26 protein-coding genes are annotated in these 25,421 nt (G+C 72.9%); 14 read left to right on the top strand and 12 right to left on the bottom strand.

From position 1 onward, the window contains the following. Positions 1 to 6: 6 nt before the first annotated feature. Entirely contained in the window at positions 7 to 471 is a 465-nt protein-coding gene (locus tag M8542_RS19305; protein WP_257921594.1) for a MarR family winged helix-turn-helix transcriptional regulator, read from the top strand. Here the strand turns inward: M8542_RS19305 and M8542_RS19300 are convergent. Continuing rightward, positions 458 to 1,603 (bottom strand): alpha/beta hydrolase family protein, encoded by a 1,146-nt coding sequence (locus M8542_RS19300; protein ID WP_257921593.1) that lies wholly within the window; start codon positions 1,601 to 1,603, stop codon positions 458 to 460. The genes M8542_RS19305 and M8542_RS19300 overlap by 14 nt on opposite strands. A 94-nt stretch (positions 1,604 to 1,697) precedes the next feature. On the opposite strand from M8542_RS19300, the gene M8542_RS19295 reads away from it, so the two are divergent. The 3 genes from M8542_RS19295 to M8542_RS19285 all read left to right on the top strand — a co-directional run bounded on the left by M8542_RS19295 (position 1,698) and on the right by M8542_RS19285 (position 4,304). After that, positions 1,698 to 2,663 (top strand): AraC-like ligand-binding domain-containing protein, encoded by a 966-nt coding sequence (locus M8542_RS19295; RefSeq protein WP_257921592.1) that lies wholly within the window; start codon positions 1,698 to 1,700, stop codon positions 2,661 to 2,663. A 76-nt stretch (positions 2,664 to 2,739) separates the two neighbouring features. Then, on the top strand, positions 2,740 to 3,729 hold the full coding sequence (locus M8542_RS19290) for a carbon-nitrogen hydrolase family protein (RefSeq protein ID WP_257921591.1): 990 nt from the start codon (positions 2,740 to 2,742) through the stop codon (positions 3,727 to 3,729). Continuing rightward, complete coding sequence (locus tag M8542_RS19285) at positions 3,726 to 4,304, top strand: maleylpyruvate isomerase mycothiol-dependent enzyme family protein (protein WP_257921590.1); 579 nt, start codon at positions 3,726 to 3,728, stop codon at positions 4,302 to 4,304. The genes M8542_RS19290 and M8542_RS19285 overlap by 4 nt, the downstream gene beginning before the upstream one ends. A gap of 67 nt (positions 4,305 to 4,371) precedes the next feature. Here M8542_RS19285 and M8542_RS19280 read toward each other — a convergent pair whose 3' ends face one another. Together M8542_RS19280 and M8542_RS19275 are read right to left on the bottom strand one after the other, a co-directional pair. Further along, positions 4,372 to 4,722, bottom strand: a complete 351-nt coding sequence (locus tag M8542_RS19280; RefSeq protein ID WP_257921589.1) for an STAS domain-containing protein — start codon at positions 4,720 to 4,722, stop codon at positions 4,372 to 4,374. 251 nt (positions 4,723 to 4,973) lie between these two features. Then, positions 4,974 to 5,444 carry a hypothetical protein gene (locus M8542_RS19275; RefSeq protein ID WP_257921588.1) on the bottom strand — a complete coding sequence of 157 codons (471 nt, stop codon included), beginning with the start codon at positions 5,442 to 5,444 and terminating at the stop codon, positions 4,974 to 4,976. A gap of 133 nt (positions 5,445 to 5,577) precedes the next feature. On the opposite strand from M8542_RS19275, the gene M8542_RS19270 reads away from it, so the two are divergent. Beyond that, on the top strand, positions 5,578 to 6,777 hold the full coding sequence (locus M8542_RS19270; RefSeq protein WP_257921587.1) for a sensor histidine kinase: 1,200 nt from the start codon (positions 5,578 to 5,580) through the stop codon (positions 6,775 to 6,777). A gap of 19 nt (positions 6,778 to 6,796) precedes the next feature. Further along, positions 6,797 to 7,444, top strand: coding sequence for a response regulator (locus tag M8542_RS19265; protein WP_257921586.1), 648 nt, complete (start codon positions 6,797 to 6,799; stop codon positions 7,442 to 7,444). Here the strand turns inward: M8542_RS19265 and M8542_RS19260 are convergent. Continuing rightward, a complete protein-coding gene (locus tag M8542_RS19260; RefSeq protein ID WP_257921585.1) occupies positions 7,325 to 7,891 on the bottom strand; it encodes an RDD family protein in 567 nt (188 codons plus the stop codon). The two genes, M8542_RS19265 and M8542_RS19260, sit on opposite strands and share 120 nt — an antisense overlap. Before the next feature lie 155 nt (positions 7,892 to 8,046). On the opposite strand from M8542_RS19260, the gene M8542_RS19255 reads away from it, so the two are divergent. Beyond that, positions 8,047 to 9,714 carry an alpha/beta fold hydrolase gene (locus M8542_RS19255; protein ID WP_257921584.1) on the top strand — a complete coding sequence of 556 codons (1,668 nt, stop codon included), beginning with the start codon at positions 8,047 to 8,049 and terminating at the stop codon, positions 9,712 to 9,714. Here M8542_RS19255 and M8542_RS19250 read toward each other — a convergent pair. Beyond that, positions 9,695 to 10,303 carry a hypothetical protein gene (locus M8542_RS19250; protein WP_257921583.1) on the bottom strand — a complete coding sequence of 203 codons (609 nt, stop codon included), beginning with the start codon at positions 10,301 to 10,303 and terminating at the stop codon, positions 9,695 to 9,697. The genes M8542_RS19255 and M8542_RS19250 overlap by 20 nt on opposite strands. Before the next feature lie 216 nt (positions 10,304 to 10,519). Here M8542_RS19250 and M8542_RS19245 point away from each other — a divergent pair, with 216 nt between their 5' ends. Then, positions 10,520 to 10,681 (top strand): hypothetical protein, encoded by a 162-nt coding sequence (locus M8542_RS19245; protein WP_257921582.1) that lies wholly within the window; start codon positions 10,520 to 10,522, stop codon positions 10,679 to 10,681. A gap of 1 nt (position 10,682) precedes the next feature. Here the strand turns inward: M8542_RS19245 and M8542_RS19240 are convergent, their stop codons facing one another. After that, a complete protein-coding gene (locus tag M8542_RS19240; protein ID WP_257921581.1) occupies positions 10,683 to 11,600 on the bottom strand; it encodes an RNA polymerase sigma-70 factor in 918 nt (305 codons plus the stop codon). 71 nt (positions 11,601 to 11,671) lie between these two features. Between M8542_RS19240 and M8542_RS19235 the strand changes: the two genes are divergently transcribed. Together M8542_RS19235 and M8542_RS19230 are read left to right on the top strand one after the other, a co-directional pair. Next, the gene (locus tag M8542_RS19235; protein WP_257921580.1) at positions 11,672 to 12,424 is read left to right on the top strand and encodes an SDR family NAD(P)-dependent oxidoreductase; all 753 of its coding nucleotides are present in this window, start codon (positions 11,672 to 11,674) and stop codon (positions 12,422 to 12,424) included. A gap of 211 nt (positions 12,425 to 12,635) precedes the next feature. After that, positions 12,636 to 14,285, top strand: a complete 1,650-nt coding sequence (locus tag M8542_RS19230) for an alpha/beta fold hydrolase (protein WP_308210270.1) — start codon at positions 12,636 to 12,638, stop codon at positions 14,283 to 14,285. Here the strand turns inward: M8542_RS19230 and M8542_RS19225 are convergent. From M8542_RS19225 to M8542_RS19215, 3 genes are read right to left on the bottom strand one after another with little or no spacing between them, the layout of a single operon-like run. Beyond that, a complete protein-coding gene (locus M8542_RS19225; protein ID WP_257921578.1) occupies positions 14,280 to 15,029 on the bottom strand; it encodes a succinate dehydrogenase/fumarate reductase iron-sulfur subunit in 750 nt (249 codons plus the stop codon). The two genes, M8542_RS19230 and M8542_RS19225, sit on opposite strands and share 6 nt — an antisense overlap. Beyond that, positions 15,026 to 16,957 carry a fumarate reductase/succinate dehydrogenase flavoprotein subunit gene (locus tag M8542_RS19220; protein WP_257921577.1) on the bottom strand — a complete coding sequence of 644 codons (1,932 nt, stop codon included), beginning with the start codon at positions 16,955 to 16,957 and terminating at the stop codon, positions 15,026 to 15,028. The genes M8542_RS19225 and M8542_RS19220 overlap by 4 nt, the downstream gene beginning before the upstream one ends. Before the next feature lies 1 nt (position 16,958). After that, positions 16,959 to 17,678, bottom strand: coding sequence for a succinate dehydrogenase cytochrome b subunit (locus tag M8542_RS19215; RefSeq protein WP_257921576.1), 720 nt, complete (start codon positions 17,676 to 17,678; stop codon positions 16,959 to 16,961). An 82-nt stretch (positions 17,679 to 17,760) separates the two neighbouring features. Here M8542_RS19215 and M8542_RS19210 point away from each other — a divergent pair, with 82 nt between their 5' ends. Further along, the gene (locus M8542_RS19210; RefSeq protein ID WP_257921575.1) at positions 17,761 to 18,693 is read left to right on the top strand and encodes a LysR family transcriptional regulator; all 933 of its coding nucleotides are present in this window, start codon (positions 17,761 to 17,763) and stop codon (positions 18,691 to 18,693) included. Between the two features lie 55 nt (positions 18,694 to 18,748). Continuing rightward, positions 18,749 to 20,194 carry a phospholipase D-like domain-containing protein gene (locus tag M8542_RS19205; protein ID WP_257921574.1) on the top strand — a complete coding sequence of 482 codons (1,446 nt, stop codon included), beginning with the start codon at positions 18,749 to 18,751 and terminating at the stop codon, positions 20,192 to 20,194. A gap of 4 nt (positions 20,195 to 20,198) precedes the next feature. Here M8542_RS19205 and M8542_RS19200 read toward each other — a convergent pair whose 3' ends face one another. Next, positions 20,199 to 20,720 carry a MarR family winged helix-turn-helix transcriptional regulator gene (locus tag M8542_RS19200; RefSeq protein WP_257921573.1) on the bottom strand — a complete coding sequence of 174 codons (522 nt, stop codon included), beginning with the start codon at positions 20,718 to 20,720 and terminating at the stop codon, positions 20,199 to 20,201. A gap of 66 nt (positions 20,721 to 20,786) precedes the next feature. On the opposite strand from M8542_RS19200, the gene M8542_RS19195 reads away from it, so the two are divergent. Both M8542_RS19195 and M8542_RS19190 read left to right on the top strand, forming a co-directional pair. Beyond that, positions 20,787 to 21,179, top strand: a complete 393-nt coding sequence (locus M8542_RS19195; protein WP_257921572.1) for a DUF6069 family protein — start codon at positions 20,787 to 20,789, stop codon at positions 21,177 to 21,179. A gap of 87 nt (positions 21,180 to 21,266) precedes the next feature. Next, positions 21,267 to 22,073, top strand: coding sequence for a glycoside hydrolase family protein (locus M8542_RS19190; RefSeq protein WP_257921571.1), 807 nt, complete (start codon positions 21,267 to 21,269; stop codon positions 22,071 to 22,073). On the opposite strand, the gene M8542_RS19185 is transcribed toward M8542_RS19190, so the two are convergent. Continuing rightward, positions 22,074 to 23,642: a succinic semialdehyde dehydrogenase gene (locus M8542_RS19185; RefSeq protein WP_257921570.1), complete on the bottom strand. Its 1,569-nt coding sequence runs from the start codon at positions 23,640 to 23,642 to the stop codon at positions 22,074 to 22,076. Then, positions 23,639 to 25,261 (bottom strand): GMC family oxidoreductase, encoded by a 1,623-nt coding sequence (locus M8542_RS19180; RefSeq protein ID WP_257921569.1) that lies wholly within the window; start codon positions 25,259 to 25,261, stop codon positions 23,639 to 23,641. Before M8542_RS19180 ends, M8542_RS19185 begins: the two co-directional genes overlap by 4 nt. Positions 25,262 to 25,421 lie beyond the last annotated feature (160 nt).

Raw genomic sequence — 25,421 nt, 5'->3', positions numbered from 1 at the left:
CGGCGGATGGTCACCCGCGCGGAGCGGAACGCGACGGACCCCGACCTGGGCGTCCTCGCGGGACGGCTCCTGTTCGCGGTGCAGCGCGAGCTCTTCGCCACGCTCGCCGAGCAGGGTTTCGACGACCTCAAGCACCGGCACGGGGCCGTGCTCGCCTACCTGGATCCCGGCGGTGTGCGCGCGACCGAGCTCTCCCGGCTTTCCGGACAGTACAAGCAGATCATCGGCACGCTCATCGACGAGCTGGTGGCGCTCGGCTACGTCGAGCGGCGGCCGGACCCGACCGACCGCCGCGCGAAGCTGATCTGCCCCACCGCGCGCGGCCTCGCCCAGATGCGGGCCGCGGACACCATCATGGCCGCCATCCAGCAGCGGCACGCCGGCCGGCTCGGGCAGGCCGGCTACGAGCGGTTCAAGCGCACGCTGGCCGACATCACCGCGCACCAGCGCGACGCCGTCAGCGCGGAGTGACCTCGGCGAGCCACTCGAGCACCTGCCGCCAGCTGTCGTGGCCGGGGTCGATGACCTCGAAGTGGCCGCCCTCGACCGCGAGGTGGCGGGCGTCCGGCGCGTGCTCGGCGTAGGTGCGGCTGTACGACGGCGGGACGATGTCGTCGGCTTCGCCGTGCACCGCGAGGACCGGGACTCCCGCGGGTTCGAGCGCGCTCGGCGACGTCGTGGCGTAGCGCTTCGGGACGGCGTCGAGGTGGCCGCCCAGCAGCAGGTTCACCACGCCTTCGCCGACCTCCGCCGCGACCGCGGGCCAGAGTTCGGGATACGCCGGCTCCGGCGCCCCGGCCGGGGGCTCGGCGTCCGGGTCGGCCAGGACCGTGCCGAACCGCGTCCGGTCGGCTTCCGCCAGGTCCAGGACGCCCGCCAGCGACACCGCCGCGACCGGCACCACCGCGGGCGCCGCGCCCACCGCGTCGGCGGGCAGGGCCGCGCGGTGCGCCGTCCACGCCGCGAGCTGGCCGCCCGCGGAGTGCCCGACCACCGCGACGCGGGTGCGGTCCAGCGCCGGGTCCAGGCCGGCGACGGCGTCGACGGCCGCCGCGGTGTCTTCGAACGTGGCGGGCCAGCCGCCGCCGTCGCCGAGCCGGCGGTAGCCGGCGTTCCAGACGGCGTACCCGCGGGCGACCAGGTCGTCGGCGAGGCGGGTCATCGGGCGGCGGTCGAACATCGCCGTCCAGTACCCGCCGTGCAGCAGCACGACGACCGGGAACGGCCCGGCGCCCGCCGGCAGGTACAGCTCCCCCACCTGCGCCGGGTGCGGCCCGTAGGCGATGGTGCGCACCGGCCGCGGGCCGTCCTGCTCGTCGTCGTACCGGGCGCCGCGGCGGGCGCTGACCAGCGCGTCGATCGTGGCGAAGAACTCCGCGACCCGCGGGTCGTCGCCGCCCTTGGCCTTCGACTCGTCCCACGCGGTGTCGTCGGTCCACTCGACGACGTCGAGCCAGGTGGCGGCGTCGAGGCGCACCAGCTTGGCCGAGACGAACCCGCGGCGGCCCTCGCGGAACGCGGCCACCATCCCGGGGCGCGCGGCGAGCATCGCCGCGGTGCGGTCGGGCCGGACGGTGAACGTGGTCAGCTCGATGACGGCCATGGCACCCCCTTCAGTTAGTCCAGATTCATGACTATCACGGTCCTGGACCAACCGGCAACTGGACGACGCCGCACCCGTCGCCGACAATCGGGCGATGCCGCCGGCCGTGGACCGCCACGCCTTCGCCGAGCTGGCCACCACGACGGTGCCGGCGCGGGAGGCGTTCGCGTACTGGCGCGAGCTGATCTCCGCGACGTTCGTGCCGCTGACCGCCGAGCGGGTCGCCGACCGCGGGTTCCGGGGCCGGATCCGGCACGCGCCGGTCGGTGACCTGGAGCTGTCCACCGTCCTGGCCGACGGCCAGCACGTCCGGCGCACGCCGTCGCTGATCGGCCGCAGCGCCGACGAGTACCTGCTCGCCAGCATCCAGCTGCGGGGTCGCGGCCGCGTCGAGCAGGACGGTCGCGTCGCGCTGCTGGCCGGCGGCGACATGGCGTTCTACGACAGCACCCGGCCCTACACCCTGCACTTCGACGGGCCCTTCCAGCAGCTGGTCGTCCAGGTGCCGAAGGCCCGCCTCCCGGTGCGCGACACCCGCGAGCTGACCGCCCGGGCCCTCGCCGGCGCCGGTCCGGCGGCCCCGGTCCCGGCGTTCCTGACGTCGTTGGCACGCACGGTCGGCCCGGGCGGCGACGAGGCCCTGCTGCTGGTCCCGCACGCGCTGGGGCTGCTCACCGCCGCCGCGGCCCTCGCCGGCCGCGCGGCCCCGGCCGAGGACGCGGCCACCGCGTTGGCTCGCGAGCGCGTCGAGCGCTACCTACGCGAGCACGCCGACGACCCGCGGCTCGACGCCGAGCGCGTCGCGGCCGCCTGCGCGATGTCCCGCCGCACGCTCTACCGCGTGCTGGGCGAGGACGGCGTCGCCGCGCGCCTGCGCCGGATCCGGCTCGAGCGGGCCCGGGCCATGCTGGTGGCCGCGCCGCACCGCCCGATCGCGGCGGTGGCCGCGGCGTGCGGTTTCGAGAGCGATTCGGGCTTCCACCGGGCGTTCCGGGCCGCAGCGGGGTGCACGCCGGGCGAGTACCGACGGCGGCACCGGCCTGGCACGCGCGGTCGGTGACCACGGCACGCGCGGTCAGCTACCCCGCCCGCCCGGGGCCCATCGTGGTCGGCAGACCCAGCGATGGAGGTATGCCATGGACGCACCGGTTCGCGTCGCCGCCGTGCAGGCCGAGCCCCGGTGGCTCGATCTCGCCGCCGGCGTCGAGCAGCTCGCCGGCCTGATCGGGGAAGCCGCCGCGGGTGGCGCGCAGCTGGTCACCTTCGGCGAGACCTTCCTGCCCGGCTACCCGTGGTGGATCTGGCTCGGCTCGCCCGCCGCGGGCATGCGGTTCGTCCCGCGCTACGCGGCGAACTCGATGACCCGCGACGGCGCCGAGATGGACCGGATCCGCGAGGCCGCCGCCGCGCACCGCACGCACGTCGTGTTCGGGTTCAGCGAGCGCGCCGGCGGCAGCCTGTACATGGCGCAGGCCTTCGTGTCCGACACCGGCGAGCTGGTCGCCGTGCGGCGCAAGCTCAAGCCGACCCACGTCGAACGCTCGGTGTTCGGTGAGGGCGACGGCAGCGACCTGCAGGTGCACGACACGAGCCTCGGCAGGATCGGCGCCCTGAACTGCTGGGAGCACCTGCAGCCGCTGACGAAGTACGCGATGTACAGCATGGGCGAGCAGATCCACGTCGCCGCGTGGCCGAGCTTCTCCGTCTACCGGGGCGCCGCGACCGCGCTCGGCCCCGAGGTCAACACCGCGGCGAGCCTGCTCTACGCCGTCGAAGGCCAGACGTTCGTGGTCGCCCCGTGCGCGGTCGTCGGCACCGCCGGCCAGGACCTGTTCTGCGCCGACGACACCCAGCGGCAGCTCCTCGGCCTCGGCGGCGGCTTCGCCCGGATCTACGGGCCGGAAGGCACGCCCCTGGCCGAGCCGCTACCCGAGACCGAGGAAGGCATCCTCTACGCCGACCTCGACCCGGCGCTGATCGCGATCGCCAAGTCGGCGGCCGACCCGGTGGGCCACTACGCCCGCCCGGACGTCTTCCGGCTGCTGATCAGCCGCAACCCGGCGCCGCCGGCGGTGTACACCGCGCTGGAGCCGGAAGAGCCGGTGCCCGCTACGGTTCCCCGGTGATCACTCCTGCCGCCGATCTGGACGCCGCGATCGCGGCCGTCCGCGAAGTCCTGACGCCCGAGACCGACCGCGACTGGGCCGCCCTGCCCGGCACGGGTGACTGGGCCGCGCAGCAGACCGCCGCGCACATCGGGGACTGCCTGGTGTCCTACGCGGGTCAGCTGGTCGCCCGCCCGGCCGACCGGTACGTGCGGTTCCTGGCGGTCGCGGAGGACGGGTCATCGCCCGCCGACGCCCTCGAGTTCGCCTTGGCCGGAGCGGCGATCCTGGCCGCGGTCGTGCGGACGACGGAGGCGTCGGTGCGGGCGTTCCACCCGACCGGCCCGGCGGGCCCGGCCGAGTTCGCCGCGCTGGGCTGCGGCGAGCTGCTGGTCCACGGCGAAGACATCGCCCGCGGGCTCGGCCGCTCGCTCACCCCACCGCCGGAGCTGTGCACGCACCTGCTGAAGGAGCTGTTCCCGACGGCGGCGCCCAGTTTGGGTGACGTCGACCCGTGGACGGCGCTGAAGTGGGCCACCGACCGCGCCGACCTGCCCGGACGCCCGCGGCAGACCGGGTGGCGCTGGCGCTCCTGACCGGCGGCGCGGCGAACTGGCATCCAGTTCGGAGTTCGCGCGGACCGGCGCCGTGGCTCGTGACCGGCTAAACGGGCTCAGTCAACCGCGGCAGCAGCCCGAGCCAAGCGAGCGCCTCATCGGTGTCCTCGTGAATCGGCAGCACCTGCTCCAGCCGCAGCACCGTGACCGGCCGCAGCAACGCGCGGCTGCGGCCCGCGACCGCGAACGGCACCCCGAGCACGCTCGCGTCCGCCGTCGTGTCCAGCAGGACCGTCAGCACCCGGGCGGCGCAGAACGTCACCGCCGTGGCGTCGAACAGCAGCGCCGGGGGCATCGCGCGGACTTCCCGGTCCAGCAGGGCGGTGAGCCGGTCGCTGACGGCGAGGTCGAGCTCGCCGGCCGCCGCGACCACGCTGGCTTCCGGGGTCTTGCTCACTTCGAACGTTCCGGCCGGGCCCGCTCTGTCCCGGGGCGGCGGAACGGGGATCGAAACCATGGTTTGGCCTCCTCGAAGGGGTGTGAGGCCAAACCGCCCGTGCACCAGTCCAGTCCCACGCCGGCCCCGGAACGGGGGCCGCGGGTCGCGGTGCGACGGCTACCGGACTGAACCGCTGCCCGTCGACGGTACCGCCCCCGGACCCGCGTGGCAGCGTCCGGCCCGGACTGTGCCCCTTCCGTGGCCCGCCCTCAGCGCGCGTCCCGGTTCACCACCCGCAGCACCAGCCACTGGTCGAACCACGCGCCGGCGGTCGTCACGACCAGCATCACCAGGCCGATGACCAGGTGCCGGTAGCTGTGCAGCGGGGCCGCCTCGTCGGTGAGCTTCGTGAGCCCCACCTGCAGCAGCAGCCGCAGCACGAACAGCACCGCGACGAGCCCCAGCGCCTGCTTGCTGCGCCACACCGCGCGCAGGTACTTCCGCCGCCGGGACAGCAGCGTGAACCACAGGGTCAGGTGCACCGCGAGGACCGCGACCGGCAGCAACGCCGCCCACGCGTACCGATCGCTGAACTGCTGGCTCAGATCGGTGCTCGCGACGAGCAGTCCCACCAGCAGGAAGTACCAGCCGGGCAGGCCTTCGATTCGGCCGCCCGCCGGTCGTGGGCTCGTCATGACGTCCGCCTCGCGCATCGGAATGCCTCCGTTGTGGTCGGTCATGGCCCCGAGTCTGCGGGGCTCGGCCGCCCGCAAGATCAGCCGCGGGCACGAGATCCGGCCGCGCTCTCATACCCCGGTACGAGATCTCGGCGCGAAGGCGGCGCGACGCCGCCGGGTGGGGCACGATCGGCGCATGAGCGCCCGAGGCCACGACCTCCCGAGGCAACCGGCCCGCATCCCCTGGACCGGCCGCCGCGGGCCCTTCGTCGCCGAAGCCGTCGTGCTCGGCACGCTCGTGGTGCTCGACCTGGTTTTCGCGGTCGGGACCGGGCCGGTGCGGGGTGAGCTGGCCACCATCGCGCTCGAGTTCGCGCCGGGGGTCGGCCCGGTGGTGGCGTTGCTGGCCGTGCTGCGACGGCGGTTCCCCGACCGGATCGCCGTCCTGGCCGGCGCCGTCTCCGGGCTTTCCTTGCTGAGCACCGGGATCACCGCCGGGATCGCCGCGGCCGGCTCACGTCTCCCGCCCCAGCCCGGCGCGGCCGAAGCGTTCGCGATCGCGTTGCTCGTCGGGGCCTGCTGCCACCGGCTTTCGCCGCGCGCGGCCACCGCCCAGGCGGTGCTCGGCGGCGCCGCGGTCACCCTCGGCCCGATCCTGCGCTACGGCGCCGACACCCCGGCCGCGCTCTACTCGGCCGGCGCGGCGGTGGTCTGGGGCGCGGCGCTGGCCGGCGGCCTGGTCCTGCGCGACGCCGACGTCCGCCACCGCGTCGAGGTCCTCGAAGCCCGCGGCACCGAGCGGCTGCGGCTGGCCCGCGAACTGCACGACCTGGTGGCCCACCAGATCACCGGCATCGTCGTGCGGGTGCAGGCCGCGCACCGGGTCGCCGAGCGCACCGGCGGCGACGCCGCGACGTTCGCCGAGCTGGAAACCGCGGGGGCGGCGGCGCTGGCCGCGATGCGCCGGCTCGTCGGCGCGCTGCGCACCGGCGAAGAGGACCTGTTCGTCCCGCCCGCCGACCTCGCCACCGCCGTGGACCGCGCCGTCCCCGACGACGACCGCGTCCACCTCGACCTCGGCGCCGATCTCGCCGCGGTCGCGGTCGCGCCGGAGGTGGTGACCACCGCGCACCGGCTGCTCACCGAGTCGCTGACCAACGTCCGCCGGCACGCGCCCGACGCCGCCGAGGTCCGCGTGCTCGTCCACCACGAACCGCCGGGTGAGCTGCGGATCGAGGTGGTCAACGACGGCGCCGCCCGGCCCGCCCGCCGCGGTGGCTACGGCCTGCTCGGGATGGCGGAGCGGGTGGCGGCGGTGGGCGGTACGGTGCACGCGGGACCGGCGGACGGGCAGCGCTGGCGCGTCGTCGCGCGGCTGCCGCTCGAACCGGGGTGAGGGCGAGGGAAGGGGCCGGGTGCCGACGCGAGTGCTGATCGCCGACGACCAGGCGATGGTCCGCGCGGGGTTCCGGCTGATCCTCGAAGGCGAGCCCGACCTCGAGGTCGTCGGCGAGGCCGCCGACGGGGACCAGGCCGTGCGCCTGGCCCGGGACCTGCGCCCGGACGTCACGCTGATGGACATCCGGATGCCCGTCGTGGACGGGCTGCGGGCGACCGAGCTGCTGGCCGGCCCGGACGTCCCGGACCCGCTGCACGTGGTGATGGTGACGACGTTCGGGCTCGACGAGAACGTCCACGCGGCCCTGCGCGCCGGCGCCTGCGGGTTCCTGCTCAAGGACGCCGGGCCGAACCTGCTGATCGAAGCGGTGCACGCGGCCGCCCACGGCGAAGCGCTCGTCTCCCCCGCCATCACGACGAAGCTGCTCGCGCACTTCGCGCGCCGCGATCCCCGCGCGAGCGAACCGGAAAGCCCGCTCACCCCACGCGAGCTCGACGTCGTGAAGGCGGTCGCGCGCGGCGAGACGAACGACGAGATCTGCCGGTCACTCGTGGTGTCGCTGCCCACCGTCAAGACGCACATCGGCGCGGCCAAGCGCAAGCTCGGCGCCCGCAACCGCACCGAGATCGCCATCTGGGCCTGGGAAAGCGGGCTGGTGCGCTGAGCGCGGCACCCGCACGACCACCGTGCGCGCGACGATGTCGCCGAAGCGCTGGCGCCGCCGGGTGCACAGCATCAAGACGATCCCGGCCAGCCCCCACGCGAAACCGTCGACGACCATCAGCAGGTCCCGGAGCGCGAACGCGCCCAGCGACGGGTGCCCGCCGTCCAGCGTCTCGATCCGCAGGCGCAGCCAGCGCATCGCCGGGGTCTGGCCGCCGTGCCGGTAGGGCCACCACACGTTGACGAACACCAGGCCGAGGAAGTCCAGCGCCAGCATGGTGTAGACGACGACCTTGAGGAACAGCAGCAGGCCCGTGCCGTGCGGGTGGAACACCCACACGACCGCGATCGCGAGCAGCAGCATCGGCACGAAGACGAGGAACTCGTCCAGCAGGAACTGCACGAGGCGGCGCCCGACGACGCCGGGCCCCGGCCGGGAACCGGTCATGGGCCCATGATCTCGGTCCCGGCGGCGCCGCGCGCGCTGAGCGTCTCATACCCGGGGCCGAGGCCGGCGCCGCGAGTTCGTCCTCCGGGCTGATCACCGGCGGCCGCGGCCGGGCCAGGCTCGGGCGCACCCACCGCCCACGGAAAGGACCCCCGGTGCGCATCTCCCGGACAGGACTGGCGGCCGCGACCGTCGCGCTCTTCGCGGCCGCGACGCCCATCGCGACCGCCGATCCCCTCACGCCCTACACCGGCCAGCAGCTCGACTGGGGCGCCTGCCCGTTCAAACCGGGCGCGCAGGACGAACCCGTGCAGTGCGCGCTCGTCACCGTGCCCCGCGACTGGGCCGACCCCGCCGCGGGCACCGACCTCCAGGTGTCGATCAGCCGCGCCGCCGCGACCGGCGAGCGCGAGGGCGCGCTCCTGCTCAACCCCGGCGGGCCGGGCGGCCAGGGCACGCCGCTGGCGGGCTCGCTCGCCGCGCTGGAGCCGTCGGTGCACGCGCGGTACGACTTCGTCGGCATGGATCCGCGCGGCACGGGGCACGCGGGCACCGCCGACGCGGGTTTCCAGTGCCAGGTCCCGGTCGGCCGGCTGCCGAAGGGCCCGCTCGACGCCCGGGACCGCTCGGCGGCGAGCGTCGCGGCCCACCAGCAGGTGCCGCGGGCCACGGCGGAGGCGTGCCAGAGCGACGCGCTCGCGCCGTACGTCACGACCTGGCAGACCGCCCACGACATGGACCTGATCCGGAGCCTGCTCGGCGACGAGAAGCTCAACTACCTCGGCTACTCCTACGGCACCTGGCTCGGCGCGAAGTACGCGTCGCTCTTCCCGGAGCACACCGGCAAGACCGTGCTCGACTCCAGCGTCGACTTCGACGGCCGGCTGCAGGCCGACTTCGAGGCGTTCCCGGTGATCGACCAGCGGCAGTTCGACGACGTCTACGTGCCGTGGCTGGCCCGGAACTTCGCCGCGCAGCTGGGTGCGACACCCGCCGAGGTCAAGGCGAAGTGGGAGCGCGTCCGCGCCTACTACGGCAGTCACGACGTCTCCCCCGACACCTTCGACGGCATCTTCGTCGGCAACGGCAGCGAGATCCAGTGGCTGCTCGGCGCGCTGGTCTTCCTCCAGGGCGCGGCTGCGCTCGACGGGACCGCCGCCACGCCCCCGCCCGCGTTCGCGGCGCAGCTGGACACCGTGGCGCACCAGGCGTTCGGGGTTCCGGCCGCCGAGGTGACGCCGGCCAGGGTGGCCGCGGCGGCGCCCGACTACACCCAGCGGCCCGGCACCCGGTTCGCCGTCGCGTGCGGCGACCAGCCGACCCGGTCCGCGGCCTGGTACCGGCGGCTCAGCGACCGGCAGGGCCCGCGGTACCCGCTCTTCGGCTGGGCCTACGGTCTCGGCGAGACCTGCGGCTTCTGGTCGGACGCGCCACAGCACGAACTGCCCGGGGTGCCGGCGTCGGTGGCCGGGAACATCCTGGTCGTGCAGGGCGAATTCGACCCGCAGACGGGCTACGAGCAGGCGTCGGCGGGTGCGCGTTCGGCCGGCGTGCCGCTGGTATCGGTGGACGACTCGCCGTTCCACGGCCAGTACGCGCTGGCCGGCAACCCGTGCGTCGACGGGCTGGTGAACGTCTTCCTCACCAAGAACTCCCGGCCACGCGCCACGACCTGCCCGGGCGTCCCGCTGCCGGGCGAGGACCGGGTGTACCCGGTCGCCGGCCCGGTGCGCGGAGCTACGGCTGTCCAAACGCGACTGTCGGACGAGAAGGCCGCGGTGCGCACCCGGGTCCGGGACGAGGTCAGCGCGCTGAACCGGTGACGGCCCGCTGCCGGGTGAGCAGGACGGCGACGACGACCGTCCAGACCATCGACAGGACCCGGCCCACCGGCAGGAGGGCGCTCGCGTAGTAGAACGCCAATGACAGCACCGAAAGCGTCGCCAGGGCGCCGGCCACGTACCCGAACCAGCGGGCCGGCGCCCCGCCCTTCGCGGCGAGGAGCACGAAGACGCCCAGGGTGACGACGTTGCCGACCCCACCGGCGTAGAAGCTCCCCAGCCGCAGCGCCTGCACGGTGTCGAGCGACGCGGACCCGGCGACGGCCGCCAGGACGACCGAGAGCGCGCACGAAACCAGCATCGCCAGCACGGAAACCCCCGCCACCGCACGCACGGACCGCCGTTCGAAGGCCCGCGCGAAGACGGCGAACCCGAGCACGGACACGGCCTGCAGCCCGGCGACGACCACGGCGGCGAGGGGGTTGGCGCCGTAGTAGGCCGCGACGTCGGCGGCCGGCGCGTCGGGCAGCGGCAGGCTCCGGTCGGCGAGCGGGCCGGTGAAGCTGACGGCGAGGTAAGCGAGCAGGAAGACGGCCGAGCCGGCGATCGCCGGGGTGCGCGTGCTGGACACGATGGGACTCCTTCGAGCCGGTGCGGGTGACGGCTCGACCTTCCCGCGGCGGGCCGCCTGTGCGCGTCGGCGCGAAAGCGACACTTCGGGTACGCCCGCCGACGTACGCGTCCACAACGGACGGCGCGGTGCATTTCCGGCACCGCGGGCGGACCACGTGTAGCCGGCCGCGCAGCGGGTATCTCTCCGGGCACCGTCTTCGGAAGGGACACCGCCATGGGTCTTCTCGTCGGGCTCCTCGTGATCTGGGCCGTCGTCGTGGTTCTCGGCATCGCGATCAAGGGCCTGTTCTGGCTGATCATCATCGGCGCGGTGCTGTTCGTCGCCACCGCCGTCATCGGCTTCGTGAAGCGGGAGGCCCTCGGCCGCAAGCGCTGACTCACCGCCGGCGGGCGCGGTTCGTCTCGCGGACCACCGCCCAGGCGTTCGCCACCGGGCCGAGGTGCGTCAGCTTGTCCGGGTTCAGGACCGCGCGAATGGTCTGGACCCGGCCGTCCAGGATGTCCAGCGCCAGGGTGTTGACGACCTTGCCGTCGCGGTCGCGCAGGATCGCGCCCGGCTGGCCGTTCACCTCCCGCGTTTCGACGACGCCGCCGATCCGCAGGAACGGCCCGACGATCGCCGTCACCAGCCGGGCCACCTTTTCGGCGCCGAAGAGGCTCTCGCCCCACTGCGGCGCCTTGCCGCCGCTGTCGCCGACCATCCGCACGTCGGCCGCGAGCAGGGCCCGCAGCCCGTCGAAGTCCCCTTCGCGGAACGCGTCGAAGAAGCGCTCGGCGAGCTCGGCCCGCTCCCGGCGGTCGGCCGCGAACCGCGCGCGGCCCGCGTCCATGTGGCGGCGCGCCCGCACCGCGAGCTGCCGGCAGGCCGCCTCCGAGCGGCCCACCGCCGACGCGACGTCGCCGAACCCGAACCCGAACACCTCCCGCAGCACGAAGACCGCCCGTTCGAGCGGGCTGAGCCGCTCCAGCAGCAGCAACGCCGCCATCGACAGCGAGTCCGCCAGCTCCGCCGCGCGCGCCGGGTCTTCGTAGGGGTCGGTCAGCAGCGGCTCGGGAAACCACTGCCCGACGTAGGCCTCCCGCCGGACGCGCGCCGACCGCAGGACGTCGATCGCGATCCGGGACACCGTCGCGGACAGGAACGCCTTGGGCGACGCCGCCCGCGTCGGGCTGGCTTCGTAGCGCAGCCAGGTTTCCTGGACCGCGTCCTCGGCCTCGCTCACGCTGCCGAGGATCCGGTAGGCGATCGAGAACAGCAGCGGCCGGAGGTGCTCGAACTCCTCGGCTGGGGTCATGCCCTCGAGACGAGACAGCCCGGCCGGCTGTGACATGTCACAGAAGGAGGAGGCTGTTTCGTCTCGGGGGCATGAACGAACACACCACGCAGGTCGCCCTGGTCACCGGGGCGAACAAGGGCATCGGCCGCGCGACCGCGGAGCAGCTCGCCGGCCTCGGCATGACGGTCCTGCTCGGCGCGCGCGACCACGACCGCGGCGCGGAGGCCGCCGCGGCGATCGGCGGCGACACGCACGCCGTCGAGCTCGACGTCACCGGCCCGGCGACCATCCGGGCGGTGGCGCAGCAGGTCGAGGCGCGTTTCGGCCGGCTCGACGTGCTGGTCAACAACGCCGGCATCACCGGTTCCGGGCCGGTCTCGCCCGCCGACGCCGTCGACCAGGTGCCGAGCACGGTCGACCCGGCGATGGTCCGGGCGGTGTTCGAGACCAACGTCTTCGGGGTGATCGCGGTGACGAACGCGCTGCTCCCGCTGCTGCGGCGGTCGCCGTCGCCGCGGATCGTCAACGTCAGCAGCGGCGCGGCTTCGCTGGCCCTGGCGAGCGACCCGGACGGCCCGCTGACGCGGCTGCCGGCGTCGGCGGCGTACTCGCCGTCCAAGACCGCGCTGAACGCGCTGACCGTGCAGTACGCCAACGAGCTGCGCAAGGACGGTGTGCTCGTCAATGCCGTCTCCCCCGGTTTCGTGGCCACCGACATCAACAACCACACCGGGTTCCTGACCACGGCGCAGGGTGCCGCGGTGGTGGTGCGGATGGCGACGCTCGGCGCGGACGGACCGACCGGCGGGTTCTTCGGGGAGGACGGTCCTGTGCCGTGGTGAGGGGTCAGCGGCCGGTGCCGACCGGCACCCCGCCGGCACGCCCGAGGTACCGGTGGCCGGCCGCACGCCACCCACCGTCAAGATCGTCACCGGATCGAGCGGACTCCCGGTTTCGCGCTGCCCCCGACCATCCCGCCGTGCTTGGGTGATCCTTGGCTGAGCTGCGCGAGGAAGGAAGACCGCGGTGCGAACGTCCCGTGCTGGGCTGGCGGTGGCCGTGTCGATGGTGGTCGTCGCGACCGCGCCCGCCGCCGCCACCACTCCCGATCCGCTCGCTCCTTACCTCACCCAGCAGGTCAGCTGGGGCGCCTGCCCCTTCAAGCCGGGCGCGCGGCCGGCCGAGTGCGCGAAGATCACCGTTCCGCGGGACTGGGCCGCGCCGACCGGCGTCGATCTCCAGGTCTCCGTCAGCCGGGTCAAGGCCGCCGGGCGGCGGGATGGGGCCGTTCTCGTCAACCCGGGCGGGCCCGGTGGGCAGGGCACCTCGCTCGCCGGTGCGCTGGCCGGCCTCGAACCCGCCGTCAACGAGCACTACGACTTCGTCGGCATGGACCCGCGGGGCACCGGCCAGGAAGGCACCGCCGACGCCGGGTTCGTCTGCCGGGTGCCGACCGGGCGGCTGCCGCAGGACGACGACCTCGACGCCCGTGACCGCTCGGCCCGCAGCATCGCGCTGCACCAGCGGACCCCGCGCGTCCTCGCCGAGGCCTGCCAGAGCGACGCGCTCGCGCCGTTCGTCACCACCTGGCAGACCGCGCACGACATGGACCTGATCCGCGCCCTCCTGCACGACGAGAAGCTGAACTACCTCGGCTACTCCTACGGCACCTGGCTCGGCGCCAAGTACGCGTCCCTGTTCCCCGAGCACGCCGGCAAGGTCGTCCTCGACTCGAGCGTGAACTTCGAAGGCCGGCTCCAGGCCGCTTTCGAGGCCTTCCCGGCGATCGACCAGCGCCAGTTCGACCGGGTCTACGCGCCGTGGCTCGCCCGGCGGTTCCCCGACCAGCTCGGCAAGAGCGCCGTCGACGTCCGGAAGACGTGGGAGAAGCTGCGCGTCTTCTTCAAGGGCAAAGGCGTGCCGCCGGACGTCTTCGACCACCTCTTCGTCGGCAACGGCAGCACCCGGCAGTGGCTGGCCACCGCCCTGGTGCTCACCAAGGGCGTGGCGGCGATGACCGGCACGGCCCCGCCGCCCACCGCCCTCGACGATGACCTCGATCGCGCCTCGCGCGCCGAGTTCGGTGTCCCGGCGGCCGAGCTGACCGTCGCCGACGTGGCCGCCGAGCCCCGGCCGGACTACGTCGACGTGCCCGGCACGCGGCTGGCCGTGGCGTGCGGCGACCAGCCGGCCCGGGCGGCGACCTGGTACAAGCTCCTCAGCGACCGGCAGGGCCCGGCCTACCCGCTGTTCGGGTGGGCCTACGGCCTCAGCGAGCCGTGCGGCTACTGGTCGGACCTCCCCCGTCACCCGCTGCCGAAGCTCCCGGCGCAGGCGGCGAAGAACGTGCTCGTCGTCCAGGGCGAGTTCGACCCGCAGACCGGCTACGAGCAGGCCGAGGCGGCGGCCCGGGCGGCCGGCGTCCCGATGTTGTCCGTCGCGGATTCGCCGTTCCACGGCCAGTACGCCGTCAGCGGCAATTCCTGTGTGGACGAACTGGTGAACGGCTTCTTCCTCGGCGGCCCGCGGCCCGCGGCGATCATCTGCCCCGGTGTCCCGCTGCCCGGCGAGAAGGAGGTCTTCCCCGTCGCCGGCCCGGCCGGTCAGCCAGACGCGCCGGCGGCCCCGGCGCCGCGGGACGCGCGGTCGACCGAACGGCAGCGCTTGCAGGACTCGATCAGCGCGGTCAACCGCCGCTCATGAGCGGCGGCCGGCCCGGCTGGCCTTCAGGAATTCGCGGTTCAGGGTGGTGATGCTGGCGAACGGGATGCCCTTGGGGCAGGAGGCCACGCATTCGCCGGTGTTGGTGCAGCCGCCGAAGCCCTCGGCGTCCATGGTGTCCACCATGTCGAGCACGCGCTGGGCACGCTCCGGCTGTCCCTGCGGCAGCAGCGACAGGTGCGTCACCTTCGCCGCGGTGAACAGCGTCGCCGAACCGTTCGGGCACGCCGCCACGCAGGCGCCGCAACCGATGCAGGTCGCGTTGTCGAAGGCCAGGTCCGCGTCCGGCTTGGGCACGGGCGTCGCGTGCGCGTCGGGGGCGCTGCCGGTCGGCGTGCTGACGTAACCACCGGCCTGGACGATCCGGTCGAGCGCCGAGCGGTCGACGACGAGGTCCTTGATCACCGGGAACCCCTTGGCGCGCCACGGTTCCACGTCCACGACGTCGCCGTCGGCGAACGAGCGCATGTGCAGCTGGCACGACGTCGTGCGCTCGGGCCCGTGCGCCTGCCCGTTGATCACGACCCCGCAGGAGCCGCAGATGCCCTCCCGGCAGTCGTGGTCGAAGGCGACCGGCTCCTCGCCGTTCTCGATGAGCTCCTGGTTGAGCACGTCCAGCATCTCGAGGAAGGACATGTCCGGGCTGATGCCGTCGACCGGGTAGGAGACGAGCCGGCCTTCGGTGGCCGGGCCGGCCTGGCGCCAGATGCGGACGGTGAGGTTCATTTGTAGCTCCGCTGGGTCGGGTGGACGTGCTCGAAGACGAGCTCTTCGCGGTGCAGCACGGGTGGCGCGTCCGGCCCGCCGTACTCCCACGCGGCGACGAACGAGAAGCCCTCGTCGTCGCGCTGCGCCTCGCCGTCCGGGGTCTGGTGTTCTTCGCGGAAGTGCCCGCCGCAGGACTCCTCCCGCGCGATCGCGTCGACGAGCAGCAGCTCGGCCAGCTCCAGGAAGTCGGCGACGCGGCCCGCCTTTTCCAGCTCCTGGTTGAGCTGGTCGCCGGAGCCGGGGATGCGGACGTCTCGCCAGAATTCGGCGCGCAGCCCGGGAACCCGGTCCAGCGCCTTCCGCAGCCCTTCGCGGGAGCGGGACATCCCGCAGTGGTCCCACAGCAGCATGCCCAGCTCGCGGTGGAACGAGTCGACGCTGCGCGTGCCGTTCACCGCCAGCAGCCGCTCGACGCGGTCGCGCACCTCGGTTTCGACCTGGGTGACCACGTCGGGGGCGACCTCGGTGAAGCCGCCTCGGCCGATGTAGTCGTTGAGGGTGGCGGGCAGCACGAAGTAGCCGTCGGCCAGGCCCTGCATCAGCGCGGACGCGCCGAGGCGGTTGGCGCCGTGGTCGGAGAAGTTGGCCTCGCCGATCACGAACAGGCCGGGGATCGTGCTCTGCAGGTCGTAGTCGACCCACAGGCCGCCCATCGTGTAGTGGATGGCCGGGTAGATGCGCATCGGCACCTCGTACGGGTTCTCCGCGGTGATGCGCTCGTACATGTCGAAGAGGTTGCCGTACTTGGCCTCCACGGCCGGGCGGCCCATCCGCGCGATGGCGTCGGCGAAGTCGAGGTACACCCCGAGCCCGCCGGGACCGACGCCGTACCCAGCGTCGCACATGTTCTTCGCGGCCCGCGACGCGATGTCGCGTGGCACGAGGTTGCCGAAGCTGGGGTACTGCCGTTCGAGGTAGTAGTCGCGCTCGTCTTCGGGGATCTCCCCCGGCGGCCGGGTGTCGCCCTTCGCCCGGGGCACCCAGATGCGGCCGTCGTTGCGCAGCGACTCGCTCATCAGCGTCAGCTTCGACTGGTGCTCGCCCGAGCGCGGGATGCACGTCGGGTGGATCTGGGTGAAGCACGGGTTCGCCAGGTACGCGCCGCGCTTGTGCGCCCGCCAGATCGCGGTGGCGTTGGAGCCCTTCGCGTTGGTGGACAGGTAGAAGACGTTGCCGTACCCGCCGGTCGCCAGCACGACGGCGTCGGCGAGGTGCGTCTCGATCTCGCCGGTGACCAGGTTGCGGGCGACGATCCCCCGCGCCCGCCCGTCGGCGACGACCAGGTCGAGCATCTCGGTCCGCGGGTGCAGCTCGACGTTGCCCGCGTCGATCTGCCGCGACAACGCCTGGTAGGCGCCGATCAGCAGCTGCTGCCCGGTCTGGCCGCGCGCGTAGAACGTGCGCTGCACCTGGACCCCGCCGAACGAGCGGGTGTCGAGCAGGCCGCCGTACTCGCGGGCGAACGGCACTCCCTGCGCGACGGCCTGGTCGATGATCTGCGCCGACACCTCGGCCAGCCGGTACACATTGGACTCCCGCGACCGGAAGTCGCCGCCCTTCACCGTGTCGTAGAACAGGCGGTACACGGAGTCGCCGTCGTTGCGATAGTTCTTCGCGGCGTTGATCCCGCCCTGCGCGGCCACCGAGTGCGCGCGCCGCGGCGAGTCCTGGAAGCAGAACTGCACGACGTGGTAGCCCTGCTCGGCCAGCGTCGCCCCCGCCGAGCCGCCGGCCAGGCCGGTGCCCACCACGATCACGCGGTGCTTGCGCCGGTTCGCCGGGTTGACCAGCTTCGCCGAGAACTTCCGTTCGCTCCACCGGTTTTCGATCGGCCCGGCCGGCGCCTTGGTGTCGGCGATCGGGTCGCCGGTGGTGTAGTCGGTCATGTCAGCGCACCAGTCCCGTCATGATCGCGACCGGGACCAGGGCGTAGCCGCCCGCGACCGCGACCGCCATCGAGCTGCCCACAAGCTTGATCGCCCGCTCGCGCCGCACGCTCGCGACCCCCAGGGTGCGGGCGGCGCTGGCGAAGCCGTGGTGGATGTGCAGGCCCAGCATCGCGAGCGCGACGAGGTAGATGACGTTCACCCACCAGACCTGGAAGTCCGCGACGAGGTTGTGGTACGGGTCACCGGGCACGAAGTCCTGGTTCACCTTCCCCACCGTGAAGTCGAGGATGTGCCAAACGACGAACACGGCGAGCGTCGCGCCGCCCCAGCGCATCGTGCGCACCGCGAACGTCGCGCGCACCGGGCGCCGGTGGACGTAGCGCACCGGGCGGGCGGCGCGGTCGCGCTTCACCAGCTGCACGGCCGCGGTCACGTGCAGGACCAGCGCGATCAGCAGGCCCACCCGCTGGATCCAGAGGAACCAGCTGTAGTGCAGGACCGGCTCGCCGATGGTGCGCAGCCAGTGCGCGTAGTGGTTGAGGTCGTCGGCGCCGAGGAAGGTCTTCAGGTTGCCGACCATGTGCGCGAACACGAACGCCAGCAGGAGCGCGCCGCTGACCGCCATGACGCTCTTCTTGCCGATCGTCGAGTCCCAGAACTGCCGGGCACCCGAGCGGCGCCGCCGCACCGCGGGCCGGTCTGCGAGGTCGTTTACCACTCGACTGACGTTAGGAGCCCATTCACCAGAGGTCAAAGACATCATGACTCTGCACTCGATAGCCATCACCTATCATCGAGGCATGCAGCCACACCAGCTCGCGTACTTCGTCGCCGTCGCCGAACACCGTCACTTCACGCGCGCGGCCGAGCAGATGCGGGTCGCGCAGCCTTCGCTGTCGCAGCAGATCCGGGCGCTCGAACACGACCTGGGCGCGCCGCTGTTCCACCGGATCCGCGGCAACGTCTCGCTCACCGAGGCCGGTGAGACGCTGCTGCCGTTCGCCCGGCGGATCCTCGCGGAGAGCGAAAGCGCGCGGCGCGCGATCCGGGAGCTCGACGAGCTCGACCGCGGCCGGGTCCGCCTCGGCGCGCCACCCAGCCTGTGCACGGGCCTGCTGCCGCCGATGCTGGCCGCGTTCCGGCGGCGGTACCCGGGCATCCAGCTGGAGCTGCACGAAAGCGGGTCCGGCGACCTGCGGCAAGGGCTTTCCGAAGGCGCGCTCGACCTCGCTTTGCTGGCCGGCGCCCGGAATCCGGGCGACCAGCGGCTGGCGTCGACGCAGCTGCTGCTCGAAGAGCTGGTGCTGATCGACTCCGGGGACGGCCCGGCGAAGGCCCGGCTCGACGTCCGCGAGCTGGCCGACGTGCCGCTGGTGATGTTCCGGCGCGGCTACGACGTCCGGGAGGCGACGGTGAACGCCTGCCGGGCCGCGGGTTTCGAGCCGTCGTTCGCCATCGAAGGCGGTGAGATGGACGCCGTGCTCGAACTGGTGCGGGCCGGGGTGGGGGCGGCGGTGGTGCCGAGCACCGTGGCGGGCGCCCGGTTCCGGATGACACGGTTCGCCGCCGACGCGGGCATGACGCGCATCGTGCAGCTCGCCTACCGCAAGGAAGTCGAGCCCACGCGGGCGGTGCGCGCGCTGCGCGCGGCGATCCTCGGGTTCGTCACCGACCCCGCGCACCTGCCGCCCGGCATCGAACCCCTGGTGGGTTCCGACCGTGCGTCACCCTGATGAGGCGGAGCGTCACTGCGCGGCGAACCCGGCCGATCTGTAGTGACATGGGACGGTGAAGCCCTTTCTCGACAAGGTGGACGAACGGCTCGGAGACCGGCTCGAAAGCGTCTTGTGCGCCCACCACCGCCGGCGGCTGCGCAAGCTCGGCTGGGGTGACGTGCTCGAGCCGGGCGGCGCGGAAGACCGGCTCGGCGGGCGGGCCGCGGTCCGCGCCGGCAACCACGTCGAAGTGCTGGTCGACGGCGAGGAAGCGTTGCCGTCGATCGAAGCCGCCATCCGGCGGGCGACGTCCCACGTGCACATCGCCAACTGGCACGCGAGCGCGGACTTCCGGCTGACCCGCGAGCCGGGCGCGCTGACGCTGCGTGAGCTGCTCGCCGAAACCGCGGCTCGCGGCGTCGAGGTCCGGGTGCTGCTCTGGGCGGGACCGCCGCTCCCGGCGTTCCAGCCGACGCGGGGCCTGGCCAAGGCGGAGCAGCGGAAGTTCACCGACGGCTCGGCCGTGCGCTGCGTGCTGGACTCGCGGGAGCGGACCATGCACTGCCACCACGAGAAGCTGGTGGTGGTCGACGACGCGGTCGCGTTCGCCGGCGGCGTGGACTTCACCGCGCTGGAGGGCGACCGGCACGACAGCCCCGCCCACCCACCGCGCTCGATCGGCTGGCACGACCTGGTTTCCCGGCTCGAAGGACCGGTCGTCGCCGACGTCGCCGGGCACTTCCGGGCACGGTGGACCGAGGTCGCCGGCGAACAGCTGCCGGCGCCCGCGGTGCCGGAGCCGGCCGGCGACACCGCCGTCCAGCTGCTGCGGACCGTGCCGGACGGCACCTACGGCTTCGCGCCGAAGGGCGAGTTCACGATCCTCGACGGCTACCTGCGCGCACTGCGCTCGGCGCGGCGGCTGATCTACCTGGAGAACCAGTTCCTGTGGTCGCCCGAGATCGCCGAGGTGCTGCTCGACAAGCTGCGCACCCCGCCGGACGACCGGTTCCGCGTGGTCCTGCTGCTGCCGCGCAAGCCGAGCAACGGCGCCGACACCACGCGCGGCCAGCTGGGCCGCCTCATCGACGCCGACGACGGCCACGGCCGCCTGCTGGCGACGACGATCAGCGCGCACGACGGGGATTCCGCGGCACCGGTCTACGTGCACGCGAAACTCGGCATCGTGGACGACGAGTGGCTGACGCTGGGCTCGGCGAACCTCAACGAGCACTCGCTGTTCAACGACACCGAGGTCAACATCGCGACCGACGACCGGGAACTGGTCCGCACCACGCGGCTGCGTCTGTGGGCCGAGCACCTGGGCCGCCCGATTTCGGAAGTAGCCGGGGATCCGGCCGACGTCGTCGACCGGCTGTGGCGGCCGCTGGCGGAGGAACAAGCCGAGCGGGAACGCCGGGGCGAGCGCCGCACGCACCGGCTGGTGCTGCTGCCGGGCGTGTCACGCCGAGCCGGCCGGCTGCAAGGCCCGCTCCGAGGACTGCTGGTGGACGGCTGAGGCCCTAGTCGCCGGGACGGCGGCCGGCCACCTCTTCGCCCGGCTTCAACACCTCGGTCGGCAACCCGAGGGTTTCGACGATCTTCGCCACCGCGTCGCCGATGGGCACGAAGTCGGCGCCGAGGGGGTCGACGACCAGCCGCCGGACCAGCGTGACGTGCTCGGGCGATGACGCCAGCAGGTGCGCGCGGCCCGCGTCGGTCAGGGTCGCCGTCGTGAAGCGGCGGCCCTGGCCCGTGCAGACCTTGCGCGTCACCCAGCCCCGGTCCTCCAGCCGGGCCACCGCGTGGGAGATCCGCGGGAGTGACCCGTTGGCCATCTCCGCGATCTCGCTCATCCGCAGGGTTTCCTCCGGCACGACCGAAAGCCGCGCCAGGATCATGTAGCCGAGCAGTGTGAGGTCCGAGTCGCGCAGCAGCTGGCTCTCCAGCACCCCCGGCAGCGTGAGCAGGACCTTGACCAGGTTGATCCACGCCCGGTGCTCGTCTTCGCCCAGCCCGCGGGCCGGCGCCGCTTCCTCACTCACGGACTTGACTTTAACACGCAACCCAACCTACCGTTTGGGTTGAACACGCAACCCAAGGAGGAAGCGATGACCACGACCACCACCGCCACCCCGACGTCGGTCACCGCACTGCGCCTCGGCCTCGCCGTCGTGGCGGCCGCCGCCGTGAACACCGTGATCGCGCTCGTGGCGTCGTCCCTCGACGACGGCGGCATCGGCATGGGCCTCAACGCCCCCGCCTTCCTGCCGGCGACCGTCGCCGGGCTGCTCGCCGGCGCGGCCGGCTGGATCCTGATCGCCCGCCGGGCCCCGAAGGCGCTGCGCATCGTCGTCCCGTCGGTGCTGGTCCTGACCTGGGTCCCGGACCTGCTGCTGCTGATGGCGGGCGCCACCGCCGCCAACGTCGTCGGGCTGATGCTGATGCACCTCGTGGTCGCGACCGCCGTCGTCACGGCGTTCCGGGCGCGACGACTCCGCTGAGGCCGATCGGGCACCGCGGTTTCCTGTTCGTCCCCCGGCATCGGCCGGGTTCTTGCCCCACGTCGGGAAAGCGCGCTCAATCGGTGTGTGAATCACCTGCGGAAGGTCTTCGCCGTCGCGGCGGTCGTCCTGCTCACCCTCGGCGGCCTGGCCGCGCCCGCCGCCGGGGCAAGTGCCAAGAAGGGCGTCAGCGCGAATCCCTTCGCCGGCGCCACCGCCGATTTAGCCGACGTCGGCGCGCGCTGGTTCTACACCTGGGCAGCCGATCCGCAGGGCATCGCGAAACCGGCCGGCACGGAGTTCGTGCCGATGATCTGGGGCCGCGGCTCCGTCACGCAGGACCAGCTCGACCGCGCCAAGGCTGCGGGCAGCACGCTGCTCGGGTTCAACGAGCCCGACCTGGCCGGGCAGGCGAGCATGCCCGTCGAGACCGCGCTCGACCTGTGGCCGCGGCTGCAGTCCACCGGGCTGCGCCTCGGCGCGCCGGCCGTGGCCTTCGGCGGCGACGTCGCGGGCGGCTGGCTCGACCGGTTCATGAGCGGCGCGGCCGCACGCGGCTACCGCGTCGACTTCATCCCGCTGCACTGGTACGGCGGCGACTTCTCGACGGCCGCCACCGGGCAGCTGCAGGGCTACCTGCAGCGGGTGCACGACCGCTACCACCTGCCCGTGTGGCTCACCGAGTACGCCCTGATCGACTTTTCCGGCAGCACCCCGCGTTATCCGTCGGCCGCGCAGCAAACGGACTTCGTGAAGAAGTCGACGGCGATGCTGAACGGGACGTCGTACGTCGAGCGCTACGCCTGGTTCTCGCTGTCGACCTCGACCACCCCGACCGGCCTCTACTCCGGCACCACGCCCAACGCGAGCGGCGCCGCCTACCGCGCCACGTGACTACCGGATGCGCAGCCGCCGCATGAGCTTCAGCCCGGAAAGCATGCCCTCGACGTACTTTTCGTAGGACTGCCCGGGCCGCGCCCCCATGACCTGCTTCTTCAGCACCGCCAGGTTCTTCCCGTCGGTGTACTTGAGCAGGCCCTGGTCACCGTGGCGCGCGCCGACACCGGAGCTCTTCACCCCGCCCGACGGGGTGCTCTTCGCCGCGAACGCCGTCGCGAGGATGTCGTTGATGTTGACGTTGCCGGACTCCAGGCGCGCGGCCACCGCACGCGCCCCGGCGACGTCACGGCTCCAGACCGACGCGTTGAGGCCGTAGTCGGTGTCGTTCGCCAGCGCGACGGCCTCGTCGACGGTGCGGTACTTGTGCAGCGCGACCACGGGTCCGAACGTTTCGGTGACGCCGCAGACCATGTCCTTCGTGACACCTTCGAGGATCGTCGGCTCGAAGAACGCCGGGCCGAGGTCGGGGCGCGGCTTGCCGCCCGTCAGCACGGTCGCACCCCGCGCGATGGCATCGTCCACATGGGACTTGACGCGGTGCATGTGGTCGGGTGAGACGAGCGAGCCCATGTCCGGCCCGAAGTCGTAGGCCGCCCGGACGTCGAGTGCTTCGGTCGCCGCCACGAACGCCTGCTTGAACTCCTCGTACCGGGACTCCGGCAGGTAGATCCGCTCGATGTGCATGCAGATCTGGCCGGTGTTGCCGAACGCGCCGAAGATCGCGCCCCGCACGGTTTCCTCGAGGTCGGCGTCTTCGAGCACCAGCATCGGGTTCTTGCCGCCGAGCTCCAGGCAGCAGCCGATGAGGTTGCGCCCGGCGCGTTCGCCGATCACCCGGCCGGTCGCCGTGGAGCCGGTGAACATCACGTAGTCGGCCTGGTCGATGAGCGTCGGGCCGACGTCCGGGCCCTCACCGCAGACGACCTGGAACAGCCCCTCGGGCAGGCCTGCCTCTTCGAGCAGCCGGATGCCGTAGAGCGGCGAGAGCGCCGTCTTGTTGTCCGGCTTGAGCACCACCGCGTTGCCGGCCATCAGCGCCGGGATCGCGTCGGAAATGCCGGTGGCGAACGGGAAGTTCCACGGCGCGATGATCCCGACGACGCCCTTGGGCTGCCGGATCTCGGTCGCCGACGTCACCAGCGGGACCGGTCCGCCGCGTTTCACCGGCGCCAGCAGCTTGCCCGCCCGCCGCAGGTAGTGGCTCATCACCATCGGCGGGTCGCAGGTCTCCTCGATGGCCATCCGCCGGTTCTTGCCGCTCTCGACCTGGATCAGGTCGGCGACGTTCCGCGCGTTGTCGACGAACAGCGCGTGCGCCCGCTTGAACACCGCCAGCCGCTGCTTGAGCGGCGTCGCGGCCCACTTGCGCTGCGCCTCGCGGGCGACGGCGAACGCGCGCTCGATGTCGTCGGGCGTCGACTGCGGCAGCCCGACGAGCTTCTCGCCGGTGTAGACCTCGGTGAGCTCCCACGTCTCGCCGCCCGGCACCCGTGCGACCAGCTCCCGCAGGAACGCGTCGGTGACCGACGCCGGCCGGGTGAGCTCGAGCGGGGTGAGGGTCATGACCGGCTCCCGAGGACCAGCTGGGCGCCCAGCTCGCCGATCATGATGGCGGGGGCGTTGGTGTTGCCGCCGGTGATCGACGGCATGATCGAGGCGTCGCAGACCCGCAGGCCCTCGACCCCGCGGACCTTGAGGTCGGGCGTGACGACGGCGAGCTCGTCGACACCCATCCGGCAGGTGCCGACACCGTGGTAGACCGACGTCGCGCGGTTGAGGATCGCGTCGCGCAGTTCCTGGCCCTTGAGGGCTTCGCCCGGGTGCAGCTCTTCCTTGACCGTGCCCTTGAACGCCTTCGACGCGAAGATCTCGCGCGCCATCTCCGAGCCCTCGCCCAGCACTTCGAGGTCGGCCGGGTCGGCGAGGTACTGCGGGTCGACGAGCGGCGCGGCCGCCGGATCGGCCGAGGCGAGCCGGAGCGTGCCGCGGCTCTTGGGGTAGATCAGCGTGGTCAGCACGGTGAGCGCGGGCCGCTTGTCGACGTCGTGGCGGATCGGCGCGTCCTGGTTGGGCGTGACGTAGGCCCAGGGCAGCAGGTGCAGCTGCAGGTCGGGGACGTCGGCGGCCTGCGAGGTGCGCAGGAACGCGACTGCCTCGAAGACGGAGTTCGCCAGGAAGGTGGTGCCGGGGCGCATCAGCTCGCGCGCCAGGCCGCGCGCGAAGTAGGCCGGTGTGCCGCGGTTCTTGCTGGAGGAGACGCGGAAGGTCAGCGCGTGGAACATGTGGTCGTGCAGGTTGTCCCCGACCGGCAGGTCCGCGACGACGTCGATGCCGTGTTCCTTGAGGTGCTCGGCGTGGCCGATGCCCGAGAGCATCAGCAGCTGCGCGGAGCCGATGAACCCGGCGGAGAGGATGACCTCCTTGCCGGCCCGGACGGTGCGGTGCGTGCCATCGGCGTCGACGACCTCGACGCCTCGCGCGCGCCCGTTTTCGAGGACGACCTTCGTCACCAGCACCCGCGACTGCAGCTCGAGTGACGCGGGCGCGAGGTGGTGCAGGTAGCCGCGTGAGGCGCTGTAGCGCAGGCCGTCGGCGGCGTTCTGCTGCATCCGGCTGACGCCCTCTTGGGACTCGGCGTTGTAGTCGTCGAGGATCTTGCAGCCGAGGGCGTCGGAGGTGGCTTCGATGAACTGGAGCGAGCCCTCCTGGGGGATCTTGTTGCGGGTGACCCGGATCGGGCCGCCCGCGCCGCGGAAGGCGTTCTCGCCGTCCTCGAAGTCCTCCATGCGCTTGTACGCGGCGTTGACGCTTTCGGCGTCCCAGCCGGTGTTGCCTTCGGCAGCCCAGGAGTCGAAGTTGGCCCGGTTGCCGCGGACGTAGACCATGCCGTTGATGGAGCTGGACCCGCCGACGACCTTGCCCCGCGGCACGGGCATCGTGCGATCGAGAACGTGTTTCTGCGGCACGGAGTAGAAGCCCCAGTCGAAGGGCTTCTTGAGCTGCGGCACGGCGTGCATCGGGCCGACGAGACCGGGCTTCCTGACCATCAGCTTCTCGTCGGTCTTGCCCGCTTCCAGGACGATCACACTGGCCCCGGCCTCGGCCAGCCGCCCCGCGATGGCGGCACCGGAGCTACCCGATCCCACGACCACGTAGTCGGCCTCGTCGCCCCGCTTCGCCATGTCCGCTCCTCGCTCCGGCCCGGCTTCCGAAACTGAAACCTGTTCTAGTTCGGTTCACCGTATAGCGCGGGGGCCCGGGAGCGCAACGCCGGGTTCGGCCGGATGGCGGCTCGCCCGGACGTGGTGAATGACTCATTTATGTCGTCCGAGGACATGAACG

The sequence above is a fragment of the Amycolatopsis iheyensis genome, from assembly GCF_024703995.1.
Lineage (GTDB): Bacteria > Actinomycetota > Actinomycetes > Mycobacteriales > Pseudonocardiaceae > Amycolatopsis > Amycolatopsis iheyensis.
This window is presented reverse-complemented; position numbering and strand designations above follow the sequence as displayed.

What these genes read in the sequence shown, in the direction of transcription:
- M8542_RS19210 (WP_257921575.1), top strand. Translation starts at nt 17,761, where the DNA reads ATGCAGCCACACCAGCTCGCGTACTTCGTCGCCGTCGCCGAACACCGT.
- M8542_RS19245 (WP_257921582.1), top strand. Translation starts at nt 10,520, where the DNA reads ATGGGTCTTCTCGTCGGGCTCCTCGTGATCTGGGCCGTCGTCGTGGTT.
- M8542_RS19270 (WP_257921587.1), top strand. Translation starts at nt 5,578, where the DNA reads ATGAGCGCCCGAGGCCACGACCTCCCGAGGCAACCGGCCCGCATCCCC.
- M8542_RS19220 (WP_257921577.1), bottom strand. Translation starts at nt 16,957, where the DNA reads ATGACCGACTACACCACCGGCGACCCGATCGCCGACACCAAGGCGCCG.
- M8542_RS19295 (WP_257921592.1), top strand. Translation starts at nt 1,698, where the DNA reads ATGCCGCCGGCCGTGGACCGCCACGCCTTCGCCGAGCTGGCCACCACG.
- M8542_RS19275 (WP_257921588.1), bottom strand. Translation starts at nt 5,444, where the DNA reads ATGACCGACCACAACGGAGGCATTCCGATGCGCGAGGCGGACGTCATG.
- M8542_RS19195 (WP_257921572.1), top strand. Translation starts at nt 20,787, where the DNA reads ATGACCACGACCACCACCGCCACCCCGACGTCGGTCACCGCACTGCGC.
- M8542_RS19290 (WP_257921591.1), top strand. Translation starts at nt 2,740, where the DNA reads ATGGACGCACCGGTTCGCGTCGCCGCCGTGCAGGCCGAGCCCCGGTGG.
- M8542_RS19305 (WP_257921594.1), top strand. Translation starts at nt 7, where the DNA reads ATGGTCACCCGCGCGGAGCGGAACGCGACGGACCCCGACCTGGGCGTC.
- M8542_RS19185 (WP_257921570.1), bottom strand. Translation starts at nt 23,642, where the DNA reads ATGACCCTCACCCCGCTCGAGCTCACCCGGCCGGCGTCGGTCACCGAC.
- M8542_RS19300 (WP_257921593.1), bottom strand. Translation starts at nt 1,603, where the DNA reads ATGGCCGTCATCGAGCTGACCACGTTCACCGTCCGGCCCGACCGCACC.
- M8542_RS19240 (WP_257921581.1), bottom strand. Translation starts at nt 11,600, where the DNA reads ATGACCCCAGCCGAGGAGTTCGAGCACCTCCGGCCGCTGCTGTTCTCG.
- M8542_RS19260 (WP_257921585.1), bottom strand. Translation starts at nt 7,891, where the DNA reads ATGACCGGTTCCCGGCCGGGGCCCGGCGTCGTCGGGCGCCGCCTCGTG.
- M8542_RS19235 (WP_257921580.1), top strand. Translation starts at nt 11,672, where the DNA reads ATGAACGAACACACCACGCAGGTCGCCCTGGTCACCGGGGCGAACAAG.
- M8542_RS19225 (WP_257921578.1), bottom strand. Translation starts at nt 15,029, where the DNA reads ATGAACCTCACCGTCCGCATCTGGCGCCAGGCCGGCCCGGCCACCGAA.
- M8542_RS19180 (WP_257921569.1), bottom strand. Translation starts at nt 25,261, where the DNA reads ATGGCGAAGCGGGGCGACGAGGCCGACTACGTGGTCGTGGGATCGGGT.